General features: G+C 69.3%; 12 protein-coding genes. 7 read left to right on the top strand and 5 right to left on the bottom strand.

Annotated features, from left to right (window positions below; all coding sequences use genetic code 11):
* Position 1 precedes the first annotated feature (1 nt).
* From glpK to JW613_RS25550, 3 genes are all read right to left on the bottom strand, one after another.
* Positions 2-1546 (bottom strand): glycerol kinase GlpK, encoded by a 1545-nt coding sequence (glpK, locus tag JW613_RS25560; protein WP_209213266.1) that lies wholly within the window; start codon positions 1544-1546, stop codon positions 2-4.
* Positions 1547-1598: 52 nt separating this feature from the next.
* The gene (locus JW613_RS25555; protein ID WP_099878928.1) at positions 1599-2363 is read right to left on the bottom strand and encodes an MIP/aquaporin family protein; all 765 of its coding nucleotides are present in this window, start codon (positions 2361-2363) and stop codon (positions 1599-1601) included.
* 255 nt (positions 2364-2618) lie between these two features.
* On the bottom strand, positions 2619-3383 hold the full coding sequence (locus JW613_RS25550) for an IclR family transcriptional regulator (RefSeq protein WP_209213265.1): 765 nt from the start codon (positions 3381-3383) through the stop codon (positions 2619-2621).
* Between the two features lie 218 nt (positions 3384-3601).
* On the opposite strand from JW613_RS25550, the gene metH reads away from it, so the two are divergent.
* The 3 genes from metH (at position 3602) to JW613_RS25535 (ending at position 9979) form a co-directional block, all read left to right on the top strand.
* The gene (metH, locus tag JW613_RS25545; RefSeq protein WP_209213264.1) at positions 3602-7123 is read left to right on the top strand and encodes a methionine synthase; all 3522 of its coding nucleotides are present in this window, start codon (positions 3602-3604) and stop codon (positions 7121-7123) included.
* 154 nt (positions 7124-7277) lie between these two features.
* The gene (locus JW613_RS25540) at positions 7278-7979 is read left to right on the top strand and encodes an HAD family hydrolase (RefSeq protein ID WP_099878922.1); all 702 of its coding nucleotides are present in this window, start codon (positions 7278-7280) and stop codon (positions 7977-7979) included.
* A gap of 404 nt (positions 7980-8383) precedes the next feature.
* The gene (locus JW613_RS25535) at positions 8384-9979 is read left to right on the top strand and encodes an ABC transporter substrate-binding protein (protein ID WP_209213263.1); all 1596 of its coding nucleotides are present in this window, start codon (positions 8384-8386) and stop codon (positions 9977-9979) included.
* Between the two features lie 171 nt (positions 9980-10150).
* On the opposite strand, the gene JW613_RS25530 is transcribed toward JW613_RS25535, so the two are convergent.
* The gene (locus JW613_RS25530) at positions 10151-10822 is read right to left on the bottom strand and encodes a response regulator (protein ID WP_019356404.1); all 672 of its coding nucleotides are present in this window, start codon (positions 10820-10822) and stop codon (positions 10151-10153) included.
* A gap of 38 nt (positions 10823-10860) precedes the next feature.
* Complete coding sequence (locus JW613_RS25525; RefSeq protein WP_209213262.1) at positions 10861-11754, bottom strand: RecB family exonuclease; 894 nt, start codon at positions 11752-11754, stop codon at positions 10861-10863.
* Here JW613_RS25525 and JW613_RS25520 point away from each other — a divergent pair.
* The 4 genes from JW613_RS25520 (at position 11689) to arc (ending at position 16972) form a co-directional block, all read left to right on the top strand.
* Positions 11689-13185, top strand: coding sequence for a site-2 protease family protein (locus JW613_RS25520; RefSeq protein ID WP_245226295.1), 1497 nt, complete (start codon positions 11689-11691; stop codon positions 13183-13185). The genes JW613_RS25525 and JW613_RS25520 overlap by 66 nt on opposite strands.
* 31 nt (positions 13186-13216) lie before the next feature.
* Positions 13217-14122, top strand: a complete 906-nt coding sequence (locus tag JW613_RS25515) for a tRNA (adenine-N1)-methyltransferase (RefSeq protein ID WP_099878918.1) — start codon at positions 13217-13219, stop codon at positions 14120-14122.
* A 257-nt stretch (positions 14123-14379) separates the two neighbouring features.
* Positions 14380-14931 (top strand): hypothetical protein, encoded by a 552-nt coding sequence (locus JW613_RS25510; RefSeq protein WP_209213260.1) that lies wholly within the window; start codon positions 14380-14382, stop codon positions 14929-14931.
* A gap of 274 nt (positions 14932-15205) precedes the next feature.
* Positions 15206-16972 (top strand): proteasome ATPase, encoded by a 1767-nt coding sequence (gene arc / locus JW613_RS25505; protein ID WP_099878914.1) that lies wholly within the window; start codon positions 15206-15208, stop codon positions 16970-16972.
* The last annotated feature ends 177 nt before the right edge of the window (positions 16973-17149 follow it).

The raw sequence follows: 17149 nt of genomic DNA, 5'->3' as shown, positions 1-17149 counted from the left end.
CTCAGTTCTCCTCTTCGATCCAGCCCATGGTCCGCTCCACGGCCTTGAGCCAGTTCCGGTATTCCCGCTCACGCGTGTCCGCGTCCATGCGGGGGGTCCATTCCGCGGCGCGCTTCCAGTTGGCCCGCAGCTCGTCGGTGTCCGACCAGAAGCCGACGGCCAGACCGGCCGCGTACGCCGCACCGAGACAGGTGGTCTCGGCAACCATCGGACGGACGACGGGCGCGTCCGTGACGTCCGAGATGGTCTGCATCAGCAGGTTGTTGGCGGTCATACCGCCGTCCACCTTCAGCGCGGCCAGCTCGACGCCGGAGTCCTTCTGCATCGCGTCGACGATCTCCCGGGTCTGCCAGGCCGTCGCCTCCAGCACCGCGCGGGCCAGATGCGCCTTGGTGACATAGCGGGTCAGGCCCGCTATGACGCCGCGTGCGTCCGAGCGCCAGTACGGGGCGAACAGGCCGGAGAACGCCGGGACGAAGTAGGCGCCGCCGTTGTCCTCCACGGAGCTGGCCAGCGTCTCGATCTCCGCGGCGCTGTTGATCAGCCCCATCTGGTCGCGCATCCACTGCACCAGCGAACCGGTGACCGCGATGGAGCCCTCCAGCGCGAAGACCGGCTGCTGGTCACCGATGCGGTAGCCGACGGTGGTGAGCAGCCCGTTGTAGGAGTTGACCGGCTCGTGGCCGGTGTTCATCAGCAGGAACGTGCCGGTGCCGTACGTCGACTTCGCCTCGCCCTGTGCGAAGCAGGTCTGGCCGAACAGCGCCGCCTGCTGGTCGCCCAGTGCGGAGGCGACGGGCAGCCCGGCCAGCTCGCCGGTGGCCTCGCCGTACACCTCGGCCGAGGACCGGATCTCGGGCAGCACCTCCATGGGGATGCCGATGGAGGCGCAGATCTTCTCGTCCCAGGCCATGGTGTGCAGGTTCATCAGCATGGTGCGGGAGGCGTTGGTGACGTCGGTGACGTGCCTGCCCCCGTCGGGCCCACCGGTCAGGTTCCAGATGACCCACGAGTCCATGGTGCCGAAGAGGATCTCGCCTCTTTCGGCGCGCTCCCGCAGCCCCTCGACATTGTCGAGCAGCCAGCGGATCTTCGGGCCCGCGAAGTAGGACGCCAGCGGCAGCCCGGTCTCACGGCGGAACCGGTCCTGACCGACGTTGCGGCCCAGCTCCTTGCAGAGGGTGTCGGTGCGGGTGTCCTGCCAGACGATGGCGTTGTGCACCGGCCTGCCGGTCGCCTTCTCCCACAGGACGGTCGTCTCGCGCTGGTTGGTGATGCCCAGGGCCAGGACATCGCTCTTGGTGACCCCGGCCTTCTTCAGTGCGCCCGTGACCACCTGCTGGACGTTGGTCCAGATCTCGGCGGCGTCGTGCTCGACCCAGCCCGGCTTCGGCAGGATCTGTTCGTGCTCCTTCTGGTCGACCGCGACGATGCGGCCGTCCTTGTCGAAGACGATGCAGCGGCTGGAGGTGGTGCCCTGGTCGATCGCGGCGATGAAGGGCCCGCCGCCGTGCGCGGAGGCGTGGGTGCTGTGGGTGTCGCTCATGGTGTGTATGTGCTCCCTTGCGTCATCGTTGGTCGGCGGGTGACTTTGTCGCTCACGCCCATGCGAGGTTGTAGAGCCCGGCGGCGATGGCCGCGCCGGCCAGCGGACCCACCACGGGCACCCAGGCATAGCTCCAGTCGCTGCCGCCCTTGTTGGGCAGCGGCAGCACCGCGTGGATGATGCGGGGCCCGAGGTCACGCACCGGGTTGATGGCGTAGCCCGTGGGGCCACCGAGCGACAGACCGATACCGACGACGACCAGTGCGGTGATCAGGGCACCCATCCGACCGAGACCGACGGTCCCGTCGACGTCCTTGACCAGGCCCTGGGTGAGGATCGCGAAGATCAGCACGAAAGTGGCGATGACCTCGGTGAGGAAGTTCAGCAGCGGCTTGCGCACCTCGGGGGAGGTGAAGAAGACGCCGTGCACCGGACCGGGATTCGTGTCCTTCAGCTTCACGGCATCCGGGTCGTGCAGAGTGGCCTGCAGCTGGCTGTAGTAGGCGAGCCAGACCAGGACGGCTCCGATCATGGCGCCCAGCAGCTCGCTGCCCATGTAGAGGGGGACGTCGCTCCAGGGCGTGTCGCCCTTGATCGCGAGACCCAGGGTGACCGCGGGGTTGAGGTGGGCGCCGGAGGGCTGGGCGATGTAGGCGCCGGTGAGGACCGCGAACCCCCAGCCGAAGGCGATGGCGACCCAGCCGGCCTGGAATGCCTTGGAACGCTTCAGATTGACTGCGGCCACTACGCCGCCACCGAGGAGGACCAGCACCATGGTGCCGGTGACCTCACTCGTGAAGATGTCGGAGCTGGACACCCGCGACTCCTTTGTCCTTTATGTCCATAGGGGCACCTCCCGGCCGGAGGCTGGGGGAGGATGGGCGGGCCGGTCGGTGAGCGTCCGGTGTTCGACAATGTCGACCGCCGAACGGCAACTTTTCTCCTTCGTGGGGGTCTCGTCAAGAGGCTGTGACGGATGACTCCTGCCTGTCATCCTGCGGGCACGGAGCGATTGCGGCACCTTGGATCCGCCCTGGGGCGGCCAGACGGTGTGCCGGCTCGCTCCAGGGGTTCAGAACCGCTGCGCTCCCAGGTCCCGGGAGACCGCGCGCGCCGTGTCGCGTACCGCCGCGACCAGCCGGGGGATCAGCTCGTCGCCCTCGCACACCCGTTCCACGGCGCCGGTGATGCCCACCGCACCCACCGGCATCCGCCGCCGGTCGTGGATCGGCGCCGCCACCGAGGCGAGGCCGTCCCAGGTCTCCTCCACGTCCGCCGCCCAGCCGCGCGCCCGTACGGTCTCCAGCAGCTTCTCGAACCGGTCCGGCTCGGTCACCGTGCGCTCGGTGAAGGCCGGCCGCTCCCCGTCCAGCGCCTCGCTGAGTGCCACCGGGTCGTACGCGGAGAGCACCTTGCCCAGCGCCGTGCTGTGCAGCGGCTGCATCGCACCGACCTCCAGCACCTGGCGGCTGTCGTCGGGGCGGAAGACGTGGTGGACGATGAGCACCCCCTGCTGGTGGAGCACGCCCAGATAGACGCTCTCTCCGCTGGAGCGGGCCAGGTCGTCCGTCCAGACCAGGGCGCGGGCGCGCAGCTCGTGGACGTCCAGATAGCTGTTGCCCAGGCGCAGCAGCTCGGCGCCGAGCTGATAGCGGCCGGTGACCGGCTCCTGCTCCACGAAGCCCTCCTGCTGGAGGGTGCGCAGCAGCCCGTGCGCCGTACCCTTGGCAAGGTCGAGCGCGGAGGCGATCTCGGAGAGCCCGAGTCGCCGTTCACCGCCCGCCAACAGCCGTAGTACGGCCGCCGCACGCTCCAGCGACTGGATGGTCCGGGCCATCGGTCCTCCCTGACCTGCTGCCTTCGATTCGACAATGCCGAACGGTATCGCTTGATGCCGACGCGGCGGTAGTCGGGATCGAGTCGGGATCGAGCGTGGGAGTGTCCGATGGTCGGAATGTCGACCGGCACTCTTGCGTCGGCCCGCTACGCTGACCGGGTGCGCTGCCTCACTGGCGCGCAAAGCCGACAGCCGTCGCACCCCAGGGAGCTTGTTCCATGGCCTCGTCGCCGAGCAGCACGACCGTATCCTCGTCCCCCACCCGGGCCGATGCCCTCCGTCAGGCACTGGCCTCGCGTGTGGTCGTCGCCGACGGAGCGATGGGGACGATGATCCAGGCCCAGGACCCGACGCTGGAGGATTTCGAGCAGCTCGAAGGCTGCAACGAGATCCTGAACGTGACCCGCCCCGACATCATCCGCACGGTCCACCAGGAGTACTTCGCCGCCGGCGTGGACTGCGTGGAGACCAACACCTTCGGCGCCAACCACGCGGCGCTGGGGGAGTACGAGATCACCGACCGCATCTTCGAGCTGTCCGAGAAGGGCGTACGCATCGCCCGGGACGTCGCCGAGGAGTTCGAGGCCGAGGACGGCCGGATGCGCTGGGTGCTGGGCTCCATGGGCCCGGGCACCAAACTGCCGACCCTCGGCCACGCCCCGTACGCCACGCTGCGGGACGCCTACCAGCAGAACGCCGAAGGCATGATCGCGGGCGGCGCCGACGCGCTGCTGGTGGAGACCACCCAGGATCTGCTGCAGACCAAGGCCTCCGTCATCGGCGCACGCCGCGCGATGGAGGCGGTGGGTGTGAACCTGCCACTGCTGTGCTCGGTCACCGTGGAGACCACCGGCACCATGCTGCTCGGCTCCGAGATCGGCGCGGCGCTCGCGGCCCTGGAGCCGCTGGGCATCGACATGATCGGGCTGAACTGCGCGACCGGCCCCGCCGAGATGAGCGAGCACCTGCGCTATCTGGCCCAGCACGCCCGCGTCCCGCTGTCGTGCATGCCGAACGCGGGTCTGCCGGTGCTGGGCAAGGACGGCGCCAGCTACCCGCTCACCCCGCAGGAGCTGGCGGACGCGCACGACACCTTCGTCCGCGACTACGGCCTCTCCCTGGTGGGCGGCTGCTGCGGTACGACGCCCGAGCATCTGCGGCAGCTGGTGGAGCGGGTGCGCGGCCGGGAGCCGGCCGAGCGCACCCCGCAGCCCGAGCCGGCGGCGGCCTCCCTCTACCAGGCGGTCCCCTTCCGCCAGGACACCGCGTACCTGGCCATCGGGGAGCGGACCAACGCCAACGGATCCAAGAAGTTCCGCGAGGCGATGCTGGACGAGCGCTGGGAGGACTGCGTCGAGCTGGCCCGCGAGCAGATCCGCGAGGGCGCCCACATGCTCGACCTGTGTGTCGACTACGTCGGTCGGGACGGCGTGGCCGACATGGCGGAGCTGGCCGGACGGCTGGCCACGGCCTCCACGCTGCCGATCGTGCTGGATTCGACGGAGATCGCCGTCCTGCGGGCCGGACTGGAGAAGCTGGGCGGTCGCGCGGTCATCAACTCCGTCAACTACGAGGACGGCGCCGGCCCCGACTCCCGCTTCGCGAAGGTCACCGAGCTGGCGGCCGAGCACGGCGCGGCCCTCATCGCGCTGACCATCGACGAGGAGGGCCAGGCCCGCACCGCCGAACACAAGGTCGCCATTGCCGAACGCCTCATCGAGGACCTGACCGGCAACTACGGCATCCACGAGTCGGACATCCTCATCGATGTCCTCACCTTCACCATCTGCACGGGCCAGGAGGAGTCCCGCAAGGACGGCATCAACACCATCGAGGCCATCCGGCAGCTCAAGCGCAAGCACCCCGATGTGCAGACCGTCCTGGGCCTGTCGAACATCTCCTTCGGCCTCAACCCGGCCGCTCGGATCGTGCTCAACTCCGTCTTCCTCGACGAGTGTGTGAAGGCGGGTCTGGACTCCGCGATCGTGCACGCCAGCAAGATCCTGCCGATCGCTCGCTTCGAGGAGGAGCAGGTCGAGGTCGCCCGCGACCTGATCTACGACCGGCGCCGCGAGGGCTACGACCCGCTGCAGAAGCTGATGGAGCTGTTCGAGGGGGCCACCGCCAAGTCGATGAAGGCCGGCAAGGCCGAGGAACTGGCGGCCCTCCCGCTGGAGGAGCGCCTGCAGCGCCGCATCATTGACGGCGAGCGCAACGGCCTGGAGGCCGACCTGGACGAGGCGCTGGAGGAACGGCCGGCGCTCGACATCGTCAACGACACGCTGCTGGCGGGCATGAAGGTCGTCGGTGAGCTGTTCGGCTCCGGCCAGATGCAGCTGCCGTTCGTACTCCAGTCGGCCGAGGTGATGAAGGCCGCGGTGGCCTACCTCGAACCGCACATGGAGAAGAAGGCCGACGACGAGGGCAAGGGCACGATCGTGCTGGCCACCGTGCGCGGCGACGTGCACGACATCGGCAAGAACCTGGTCGACATCATCCTGTCCAACAACGGCTACGAGGTCGTCAACCTCGGTATCAAACAGCCGGTGAGCGCCATCCTGGAGGCGGCGGCCGAGCACCGCGCGGATGTGATCGGCATGTCCGGGCTGCTGGTGAAGTCCACGGTGATCATGAAGGAGAACCTGGAGGAGCTCAACCAGCGCAAGATGGCCGCCGACTTCCCGGTCATCCTCGGCGGTGCCGCGCTCACCCGGGCCTACGTCGAACAGGATCTGCACGAGATCTACGAGGGCGAGGTCCGCTACGCCAAGGACGCCTTCGAGGGGCTGAGCCTGATGGACGCCCTGATGGACGTCAAGCGCGGCGTCCCCGGCGCCAAGCTGCCCGAACTCAAGCAGCGCCGGGTGCCCAAGCGGGACCTCGACATCCCCGAACCGGAGGTCAACGACGGCTCCATCCGCTCGGACGTGGCCGTTGACAACCCCGTCCCGGAGCCGCCCTTCTGGGGCACCCGCGTCGTCAAGGGCCTCCAGCAGCAGGACTACGCCTCCTGGCTGGACGAGGGCGCGCTGTTCAAGGGCCAGTGGGGGCTCAAGGAGTCCCGCAAGGGCGACGGGCCCTCCTACGAGGAGCTGGTGGAGACCGAGGGCCGCCCGCGGCTGCGCGGCTGGCTGGAGCGGCTGCAGACGGAGAACCTGCTGGAGGCGTCCGCCGTCTACGGCTACTTTCCCTGCTACTCCAAGGGTGACGACCTGATCCTGCTGGACGAGCAGGGCAACGAGCGCACCCGCTTCACCTTCCCCCGCCAGCGGCGTGGCCGCCGGCTGTGCCTGGCCGATTTCTTCCGTCCGGAGGACTCGGGCGAGACGGACGTGGTCGGGCTGCAGGTGGTCACCGTCGGCTCCAAGATCGGCGAGAAGACCGCCGAGCTGTTCGCGGCCGACGCCTACCGCGACTATCTGGAGTTGCACGGTCTGTCGGTGCAGCTGGCCGAGGCGCTTGCCGAGTACTGGCACGCCCGGGTCCGCAGCGAGCTGGGCTTCGCGGGGGAGGACCCCGACCAGATGCAGGGCATGTTCGATCTGAAGTACCGGGGCGCGCGCTTCTCCCTGGGCTATGGCGCCTGCCCCAATCTGGAGGACCGCGCGAAGATCGCCGAACTGTTGCGGCCGGAGCGGATCGGTGTCGAGCTGTCCGAGGAGTTCCAGCTCCACCCCGAACAGTCGACCGACGCGATCGTGCTGCACCACCCCGAGGCCAAGTATTTCAACGCCCGATGAGGGTATACGTCATACACTGATCGGTCCGGTACAGGCCGGTCGTCCCCTTCGCCGGGGTTCCGCCGGAGTCCACCAGGCTCCGGCGGGATTCCACGGGAAGAGGGCGACCGGCCTTGTCGTCCCTTTGGAGTCGTCTTTCAAGGAGGTGCCACGGATGGCCGGTCCATCCCCCGCCGTCACCACTCTGACGGGTGAGGAGCCAGCGCTCCAGGCCGTGCTGCTCGACATGGACGGCACCCTGGTCGACACCGAGGACTTCTGGTGGGACGCGGAGGTCGAGGTCTTCGCCGAGCTGGGGCACGAGCTGCGCGACGAGTGGCGCACCGTGGTGGTCGGCGGGCCGATGTCGCGCAGTGCCGGCTTCCTGATCGAGGCCACGGCCGCCGACATCGGTCTGGAGGAGCTCAGCGTGCTGCTGAACGCCAAGTTCGTGGAGCGGCTGGAGCGCGGCGTCCCGCTGATGCCCGGAGCCCGGCGGCTGCTGGCGGAGCTGTCGGCGCACCGGATCCCCGCCGCGCTGGTCTCCGCCTCGCACCGCACCGTCGTCGACCGGATGCTCACCTGGATCGGGCCGGAGCACTTCGCCTTCACGGTCGCCGGGGACGAGCTGGCCAGGACCAAGCCGCATCCGGACCCGTATCTGACCGCGGCACGCCGACTGAACGCCGATCCGGCGCGCTGTGCCGTGCTGGAGGACACCGCAACCGGTGTCGCCGCCGCCGAGGCCGCCGGCTGCCATGTGGTGGCGGTGCCGTCCATCGCGCCGATCAAGCCCAAGTCCGGCCGGACCATTGTGAGTTCGCTCGAAGAAGTCGATCTCGAATTTCTGCGGTCACGGATCATGGTCGCTCGTTGAGGTGGGCGGTTCCGGCCGGTTCCCGCATTTTCGGTGGTCCGGGAAAATGTGCCGCGCCGGGCTCGGTAAACGATTTTCGAAGTGCTGGTGAACGCTGAACTCCGGTGTCCGGTGCGCGGATTGGTCCAGTGACGTTCATCACGCCGGACCCCCTCGACGGCAGGGCTGACCTGTGGTGTTGCTGGGACTCGTGGGGAAAATGTCCTTCCCTTGTGTCCGTATTGGTAGAGCGACGCGGAGATCGTTCCGACGTCCGGATAGCGGACAGGAAGCTTGTGGTCTCTGTCTGTGAAACCGGTTCCCCGACCTGCGCTTCGGAGCTGGGTGGAGGGGGCGATTAATGTCGGTGTACCGGCCATTCCTCCCCTGCAACAAACCCTGGCCGGCCGAGGAGATCGTCGACCATGAACCGTAAAACTGTGGTGCTGCCTGTGCTTGCCGCCGGGCTGCTCACGCCGATTCTCGCCGGGTGCGGGTCCGAGAAGGGCGGAAGCACCGGGGGCGATGCGATCGTCGTCGGCACGACGGACCACTTCGCGGTCAGCAAGGACGCGCCGGCCCCGTTCGATCCGGCGGCGGCGTACGACGTCGCGGCCTGGAGCGTCATGCGCAACACCTTCCAGACGCTCCTGCGCTTCCCGCGCACCGGCACCTCCCCGACGACGGACGCCGCCTCCCGGTGCGGGTTCACCGACGCGGCGAACGAGCGGTACAGCTGCACCTTGCGCAAGGACCAGACGTTCTCCAACGGGCACACCCTGGACGCCGAGGACGTCGAGTTCTCGCTGCGGCGGCTGAAGAACATCAACCACAAGGGCGGTCCCGCCGTCCTCTTCAGCAACCTCGACCGGGTCGAGGCCACCAAGAAGAACGAGGTCGTCTTCCACCTCAAGAAGCCCGACGCGACCTTCCCGTACAAGCTGACCACCCCGGCCGCGGCCATCGTGGACAGCGAGACCTACCCGGCCGACTCCCTCACCAAGGGCGACCAGCTCATCGGATCGGGGCCCTACGCGCTGGAGAGCATCGACTCCGAGTCCGCTGTCCTGGCCAAGAACCCGCACTACAGCGGCGGCCTGAAGCTGCACAACAGCAAGATCGAGATGCGCTTCTTCGACGACGCCAAGGGGATGGAGAAGGCACTCAGGGCCGGCGACATCGATGTCATGGGGCGGACCGTCTCGCCCGACCAGGTCGGCAGGCTGGACGACGCGCACGACAGCGGCATCGAACTGGTCGAGCAGCCCGGCCAGGAGATCCGCTACCTCGCCTTCGACACCGACGACAAGACGGCGGGCAAGAAGGCCGTCCGCCAGGCCATGGCCCAGCTCGTCGACCGCAAGAAGATCGTGCGGGACGCCTACGACCGCAGCACCGAGCCGCTCTACAGCATCGTGCCCGCCGGGCTGCCCGCCCACCGCAACTCGTTCTTCAACAAGTACGGCAACCCCACCAAGGCGGCGGCCGAGCGGACCCTGCGCGAGGCAGGCATCGACAAGCCGGTCAAGCTCACCCTCACCTACACCACGGACCACTACGGCGACGCCACCGCCAAGGAGTTCGACGTCCTCAAGCAGCAGCTCAACGACAGCGGGCTTTTCGACGTGCGGACCAAGGGCGTCAAGTGGGACTCCTTCCGCCCGGCGGCCACCAACGGCGAGTACCAGGTCTGGGGCTACGGCTGGTACCCGGACTTCCCCGACGCGGACAATTTCGTCGCCCCCTTCTTCGAGAAGGACAACTTCCTCGGCTCGCCGTACACCAACCACGAGATCCGCGACAAGCTCGTCCCGCAGACCCGCCGGCAGACCGAACGCTCCGCCACCACCGGCGCCTTCGGCAAGGCGCAGGACATCGTCGCCAAGGACGTGCCGATTCTCCCGCTGTGGCAGGGCAAGCAGTACCTGGCGGCCCGCGACGACATCACCGGCGTCGAGTGGGCCCTCAACTCCTCCTCGGTGCTCCAGCTGTGGGAGCTGGGCCGCGGCCAGAGCGGCTGAGACGGCGCGGGGGCGAAGCCCGACGGGGGTCTGGGGGCGCAGCCCCCAGACCTTCTCCCGCCGCAACTGGGGGTACCTCCCGGCCGAAGGCTGGGGGAGAGCAACCACCGACAAGAGAGTCCGGTGGAATCCCCGACGGCCGGCCGTCACCGGAACGGTCGGCCGACGGGCTCACGCCGAGCCGGGCCGCACCAGTCCGCTCTCGTACGCGTACACCGCGGCCTGCACCCGGTCGCGCAGCCCCAGCTTGGTCAGCACATGGCCGACATGCGTCTTGACGGTCGTCTCGCTCACGAACAGGTCCGCCGCGATCTCCGCGTTCGACAGCCCCCGCGCCACCAGCTTGAGGACCTCCACCTCACGCTCGGTCAGCTGGTGCAGCGTGTCCGGCACCGGCTCCTCGCCCGAGGGCAGCTTGCCCGCGTACTTGTCCAGCAGCCGGCGGGTGATGCTGGGCGCCAGCATCGCCTCACCCGCTGCCACCACCCGGATGGCCTGCACCAGCTCCCCGGCGGGCGCGTCCTTGAGCAGGAACCCGCTGGCCCCGGCCCGCAGCGCCTCCACCACGTACTCGTCCAGGTCGAAGGTGGTCAGCACCAGCACCTTCGCCGGGCCGTCCTTGGCCGGACCGGTGATCCGGCGGGTGGCCTCCACCCCGTCCATCCGGGGCATCCGGATGTCCATCAGGACCACGTCCGGCTGCAGCGCCCGCACCTGGTCCAGCGCCTGCAGACCGTCGCCCGCCTCACCGACCACCGCTATGTCCTGCTCGGCTTCCAGGATCATCCGGAAACCGGTGCGCAGCAGCGGCTGATCGTCGACCAGCAGTACGCGGATTGCCACGGGAACTCCTCAGGGGGACGGCAGCGGTCGCCCCATTCTCACTCAGCCCCCGAGGCCGCGGCCCGCTGCCCTTCCGACTCCGGCTCCTCCCGTGGCTCGGGCAGCCGGGGCTGGATCGTCAGCGGATAGGGCGGGGGAGTGCCGCCGAACTCCGGACAGTGCGCCTGGTGGTCACACCAGTCGCACAGCTTGCTCGGCCTGGGGCGCCAGTCGCCCGTCTCCGTCGCCCGCTCGATCGCGTCCCACAGCGCCAGCAGCTTGCGCTCGGTGGCCTGCAGATCGCGCTCGTCCGGGTCGTAGGTGAGGACGTCGCCGCTGCCCAGGAAGACCAGCTGCAGCCGGCGCGGCACCACCCCGCGCAGCCGCCACAGCACCAGGGCGTAGAACTTCATCTGGAACAGCGGGCCCTCGGCGTACTCCGGGCGCGGTGCCTTGCCCGTCTTGTAGTCGACGATCCGCACCTCGCCGGTGGGCGCCACATCCACCCGGTCGATGATCCCGCGCAGCCGCAGCCCCGAGTCCAGCCGCGCCTCCACGAACAGCTCGCGCTCCGCCGGCTCCAACCGGGTGGGGTCCTCCAGGGTGAACCACCGCTCCACCAGCGCCTCGGCGTCGGCCAGCCACTGCGCCAACCGGGCGCCGTCCGAGGTGTCCTCGGCGAACAGCTCGGCCAGCTCCGGGCGCTTGGCCAGCAGCCGCTCCCACTCCCCGGCCACCATGGCGCGCGCCCGCGGTGCGCTGCGCTCGGTGGCCGGGGCGTCGAAGAGTCTCTCCAGCACGGCGTGCACCACCGTCCCCCGGGTGGCGGCGGCAGAGGGCTTCTCCGGCAGTTTGTCGATCACCCGGAAGCGGTAGAGCAGCGGGCACTGCATGAAGTCCCCCGCCCGGGAGGGCGACAGCGAGGTCGGCGGTGTGGCCGCGCTGGTTCTCATGGGGTAAGACCCTACGGCCCACCACTGACAGCGGACACTTACCATCGACGGCAGACCCCCTCGCGTCGGATGATCGCCAACCTGAAGATGATTCGGCAGCCGCGCGGCGCAGCGGGGCCCGAGGGAAGCAGCAGAGGGGAACCCGTGGCGGACGAGGACAACGACGGGAAGCCGCCAGCCGGCGGCTCCGGCGAGGGCGACGGCCCCGACGAGCCGAACCGCCGTCGGCCGGTTCCCCGTAAACCCGTACGCCCCAACCCGCCGGGCGGCGGAATCCTGATGGGGCGTCCCTTCGGGGTCCCCGTCTACGTGGCACCGTCCTGGTTCCTCGTCGCCATCCTGATCACCTGGGTCTTCGGCGGCCAGCTCGACCGCGTGCTGCCCCATCTGGGTGTCGTCCGCTATCTGATCGCGCTCTTCTTCGCCGTCGCCTTCTACGCCTCCGTCCTCGTCCACGAGCTGGCGCACACGGTGGCAGCGCTCCGCTTCAAGCTGCCGGTGCGTCGCATCCAGCTGCAGTTCTTCGGCGGCGTCTCCGAGATCGAGAAGGAGTCCGAGACCCCGGGGCGCGAATTCGTCCTCGCGTTCGTGGGACCGCTGCTCTCCCTGGCCCTGGCCGGTGTCTTCTACGGCGCCATGCACGCGGTCGAACCCCGCAGCGTCCCCGGTGTGCTGCTGGCCGGGCTGATGTTCTCCAACCTCCTGGTCGCGGCCTTCAACCTGCTGCCCGGCCTCCCGCTGGACGGCGGCCGGATGCTGCGCGCCGTCATCTGGAAGATCACCGGCAAGCCGATGACCGGCACCGTCGCCGCCGCCTGGATCGGCCGGGCGCTGGCCGTCACCGTGCTGATCGGCCTTCCCCTGGCCACCCACGCGGGCGGCCTGGCCAGGGACGGCGTCAGCGGTACGGACTCCCTCACCGACGCGCTGCTCGCCGCGATCCTGGCCGCCATCATCTGGACCGGGGCCGGAAACAGCCTGCGGATGGCCAGGCTGCGCGAGCGCCTCCCCGAGCTGCGCGCCCGCACGCTGACCCGGCGTGCGGTCCCGGTGGAGACGGACACCCCGCTGTCCGAGGCGCTGCGCCGGGCCAACGCCGCGGGCGCCCGCGGGCTGGTCGTCGTCGACGGCAAGGGCGACCCGCTCTCGCTGGTGCGGGAGGCGGCCATCGCCTCCGTCCCCGAGCACCGCCGCCCCTGGGTCGCGGTCAGCACCCTCGCGCAGGACCTCAAGGAGGGCATGCGGGTCCCCGCCGAGCTGGCCGGGGAGGACCTGCTGGAGTGGCTGCGCGCCACCCCCGCCACCGAGTACCTGGTGGTGGAGGACACCGGCGAGATCTACGGGGTGCTGTCCACCGCCGATGTCGAGCGCGCGTTCGTGGAGGCCATGGCCAAGCGCCCGGACCAGGACGGCAGCAGGCCCGGCGGCTAACCGCACCCTGCGGACCGGCTAGGCTGTGCGTATGTCCGAACCGACCGGTGCCGCCCGCCGTCGCGGGCCCTTCAAGGTCGGGGACCAGGTCCAGCTCACCGACCCCAAGGGACGCCACTACACGATCACCCTCGAAGAGGGAAAGAGCTTCCACACCCACAAGGGAGCCTTCCCCCACGACGAGCTGATCGGTGCGCCCGAGGGGAGTGTCGTCCGTACCACCGGAAACGTCGCCTACCTCGCGCTGCGTCCACTGCTCCCCGACTATGTCCTGTCCATGCCGCGGGGAGCCGCCGTCGTCTATCCCAAGGACGCCGGACAGGTGCTCGCCATGGCCGACATCTTCCCCGGCGCACGCGTCGTCGAGGCGGGGGTCGGCTCCGGCTCGCTGAGCACCTTCCTGCTCCGCGCCATCGGCGACCAGGGCATGCTCCACTCCTACGAGCGCCGCGCCGATTTCGCCGAGATCGCCCAGCAGAACGTGGAGCGCTACTTCGGCAGCCCCCACCCGGCCTGGACGCTCACCGTCGGTGACCTCCAGGACAACCTCAGCGACCCCGACGTGGACCGCGTCATCCTCGACATGCTCGCGCCCTGGGAGTGCCTGGAGGCCGTCTCCAAGGCGCTGGTGCCCGGTGGCATCCTGTGCGCCTATGTCGCCACCACCACGCAGATGGCGCGCATGGTCGAGTCGATCCGCGAGTTCGGGACGTTCAACGAGCCGCAGGCCTGGGAGACGATGGTGCGCAACTGGCACATCGAGGGCCTCGCCGTCCGGCCCGACCATCGCATGATCGGCCACACCGGCTTCCTGCTCACGGCCCGTCGGCTGGCCGACGGCGTCGAGCCGCCCCTTCGCCGGCGCCGCCCGGCCAAGGGCGCGTACGGGGAGGACTACACCGGCCCCGGCAGCCAGTCCGGCGGCGGCCGGGCCTAGACGGCACCAGGCCTCCCCCTCTCGGCTGTTCCGGTTGAGGGGCTGCCCCTTGGAGCAGGGTGGGCAAGCGCAGCCCCCATGCCGGGTACGTGAGAGGTCCCGGGCAAGGCCCGGGACCCGAACCGGCGTGCGGGGCTGCGGCGTTGGTGCGGGGGAGGGGCCCGGGAGAAGGGGACCCCGCGGTTCCGCGGCGGTGTGACGTATGGCACGATGCGGAGCACCTCCGCCGCCGTCTCGTCCGCCAGGAGTCACCCCGAGTGACGGAACTGCCGCACACCCGCACCCGTGCCGTCCACTGGCTCGCCACTGCCGCAGCCCTCGCCGCCGTACTCGGCGGCACCGCGCTGCTCCAGCCCGCCACCGCCACCACGGCCGCAAAGGCCCCGGGCCGAGCGCCGGACCCGGCACAGGCCCGCTACCCGCTGGACTGCGGCCCGGCCGGCGCCGGGATCGACGTACTCGACAAGGCCGCGGCGGACTTCGACGGCGACAGCGCGACGGAGACCGTCGCGGTCGTCCGCTGCCGGGCGCACGGGGGCACTCCGCCCAGCGCGGTCTTCGTGCTCTCCGGCCCCGCCGAGGACCGCCGGCCGCGGATCGCCGCCACCCTCGTCGAGCAGCGGGAGGGCATGTCGGTCCGGGACCTCGCCGTGCGGGGTACCACCATCTCCGCGACCCTCCTCGGCTACTCCTCCGCCGATGTGCCGCGCTGCTGTCCCGACAAGCGGCGTACGGTCAAGTGGGAGTGGCGGGAGGGGAAGTTCGCCCTCCGTCCGGGCCCGGTGGCCGGCGGTGGCGTCAGCGTCTGACGGGCCCTCCTGAGGCGCCGCGCGAAGCCGCCGTCTCAAGTCCCGCTCGGGCCGAAACAGTGCGGCCCTTGAAGGGTGTTGAACGTCTCGACACTGCAACCGGTCACATACCCGTCGCTTTCAGATGGTTGTGGGTGGGTATTCCCAGTCCTGAGGGAGTGCGCAAGGGTGAAGATCGGACACACCCCGACCGTCTTTGTGATCTAGGGGTTTCAACCCGCACCGGCCCAGGTAGGGTCGAAGCGTCCAGCTCCCCCTGGAGGAGGTGAGGACCGTGGCAGCCCACGACGACGACACCAACCGCGGCATCCGGCCCGGTCGGGGTTCCGAAGACCCGTCCGGCCAGATCGCCTACCTTGAGCAGGAAATCGCCGTCCTGCGCCGCAAGCTCGCCGACTCTCCGCGGCACACTCGTATTCTCGAGGAGCGGATCGTCGAGCTGCAGACCAACCTGGCCGGTGTGTCCGCCCAGAACGAGCGGCTCTCCAACACGCTCCGCGAGGCACGTGACCAGATCGTCGCCCTCAAGGAAGAGGTCGACAGGCTCGCCCAGCCGCCGGCGGGCTTCGGAGTCTTCCTGCAGGCCAACGAGGACGACACGGCCGACATCTTCACCGGAGGCCGCAAGCTGAGGGTGAACGTCAGCCCCAATGTCGACCTGCAGTCCCTGCAGCGCGGCCAAGAGCTCATGCTGAACGAGGCGCTCAACGTGGTCGAGGCCATGGAGTTCGAGCGCGCGGGTGACATCGTCACCCTCAAGGAAGTGCTCGACGACGGAGAGCGAGCGCTGGTCGTCGGCCACACCGACGAGGAGCGGGTCGTACGCCTCGCCGAGCCGCTGCTGAACACCACACTGCGGGCCGGGGACGCACTGCTGCTGGAGAGCCGCTCCGGCTACGTCTTCGAGGTCGTACCCAAGAGCGAGGTCGAGGAACTGGTCCTCGAAGAGGTCCCCGACATCGACTACACCAAGATCGGTGGCCTCACCGGACAGATCGAGCAGATCAGAGACGCCGTCGAGCTCCCGTACCTGTACCCGGACCTCTTCCGGGAGCACGAACTGCGCCCGCCCAAGGGCGTCCTGCTCTACGGCCCGCCCGGCTGCGGCAAGACGCTCATCGCCAAGGCGGTGGCCAACTCGCTCGCCAAGAAGGTCGCCGAGGTCACCGGCAAGCCCCAGGGGAAGAGCTACTTCCTCAACATCAAGGGCCCCGAGCTGCTCAACAAGTACGTGGGTGAGACCGAGCGGCACATCCGGCTCGTCTTCCAGCGGGCCCGGGAGAAGGCCAGCGAGGGCACGCCCGTCATCGTCTTCTTCGACGAGATGGACTCGCTCTTCCGCACCCGTGGCTCGGGCGTGAGCTCGGACGTGGAGAACACCATCGTCCCGCAGCTGCTCTCGGAGATCGACGGTGTGGAGGGCCTGGAGAACGTCATCGTCATCGGCGCCTCGAACCGCGAGGACATGATCGACCCGGCGATCCTGCGTCCCGGCCGGCTGGACGTGAAGATCAAGATCGAGCGCCCGGACGCCGAGGCCGCCAAGGACATCTTCTCCAAGTACCTCACCCCGAACCTGCCGCTCCACGCGGACGACGTCGCCGAGCACGGTGGCAACCTGGAGGCCGCCTGCGACGCCATGATCCAGTCGGTCGTGGAGCAGATGTACGCGGAGTCGGAGGAGAACCGCTTCCTGGAGGTCACCTACGCCAACGGCGACAAGGAAGTCCTCTACTTCAAGGACTTCAACTCCGGCGCGATGATCGAGAACATCGTCGGCCGTGCCAAGAAGATGGCCATCAAGGCGTATCTGGACCACAACCAGAAGGGCCTGCGCGTCTCCCATCTGCTGTCGGCCTGCGTGGACGAGTTCAAGGAGAACGAGGACCTGCCCAACACCACCAACCCGGACGACTGGGCCCGCATCTCCGGCAAGAAGGGCGAGCGGATCGTCTACATCCGCACCCTCGTCACCGGAAAGCAGGGTGCGGACACCGGCCGGTCCATCGACACCGTCGCCAACACCGGTCAGTACCTGTAACGAGGACCGATTCCGGCTGCGGGTCCCCGCCCGGGGTACCCGCAGCCGGATCGTTTCCCGGAGCGTCAAGGAAGTCCGCAGAGTGATCTCCCCACTCCCCTCCGTGCGTCATAGGCTCTTCCCTACCGCCGCGACGCGCAGTGCGCAGGAGGGGGCCGCACACGGGACGGATGCGCA

This window comes from Streptomyces smyrnaeus (assembly GCF_017676345.1).
Lineage (GTDB): Bacteria > Actinomycetota > Actinomycetes > Streptomycetales > Streptomycetaceae > Streptomyces > Streptomyces smyrnaeus.
Note: the sequence above shows the minus strand (reverse complement) of the source record. Positions and strands in the feature narration are given on the sequence as shown.

Coding starts and splice junctions, on each gene's coding strand:
- glpK (WP_209213266.1), bottom strand. CDS start 1,546: ATGAGCGACACCCACAGCACCCACGCCTCCGCGCACGGCGGCGGGCCC.
- JW613_RS25550 (WP_209213265.1), bottom strand. CDS start 3,383: ATGGCCCGGACCATCCAGTCGCTGGAGCGTGCGGCGGCCGTACTACGG.
- metH (WP_209213264.1), top strand. CDS start 3,602: ATGGCCTCGTCGCCGAGCAGCACGACCGTATCCTCGTCCCCCACCCGG.
- JW613_RS25540 (WP_099878922.1), top strand. CDS start 7,278: ATGGCCGGTCCATCCCCCGCCGTCACCACTCTGACGGGTGAGGAGCCA.
- JW613_RS25535 (WP_209213263.1), top strand. CDS start 8,384: ATGAACCGTAAAACTGTGGTGCTGCCTGTGCTTGCCGCCGGGCTGCTC.
- JW613_RS25525 (WP_209213262.1), bottom strand. CDS start 11,754: ATGAGAACCAGCGCGGCCACACCGCCGACCTCGCTGTCGCCCTCCCGG.
- JW613_RS25515 (WP_099878918.1), top strand. CDS start 13,217: ATGTCCGAACCGACCGGTGCCGCCCGCCGTCGCGGGCCCTTCAAGGTC.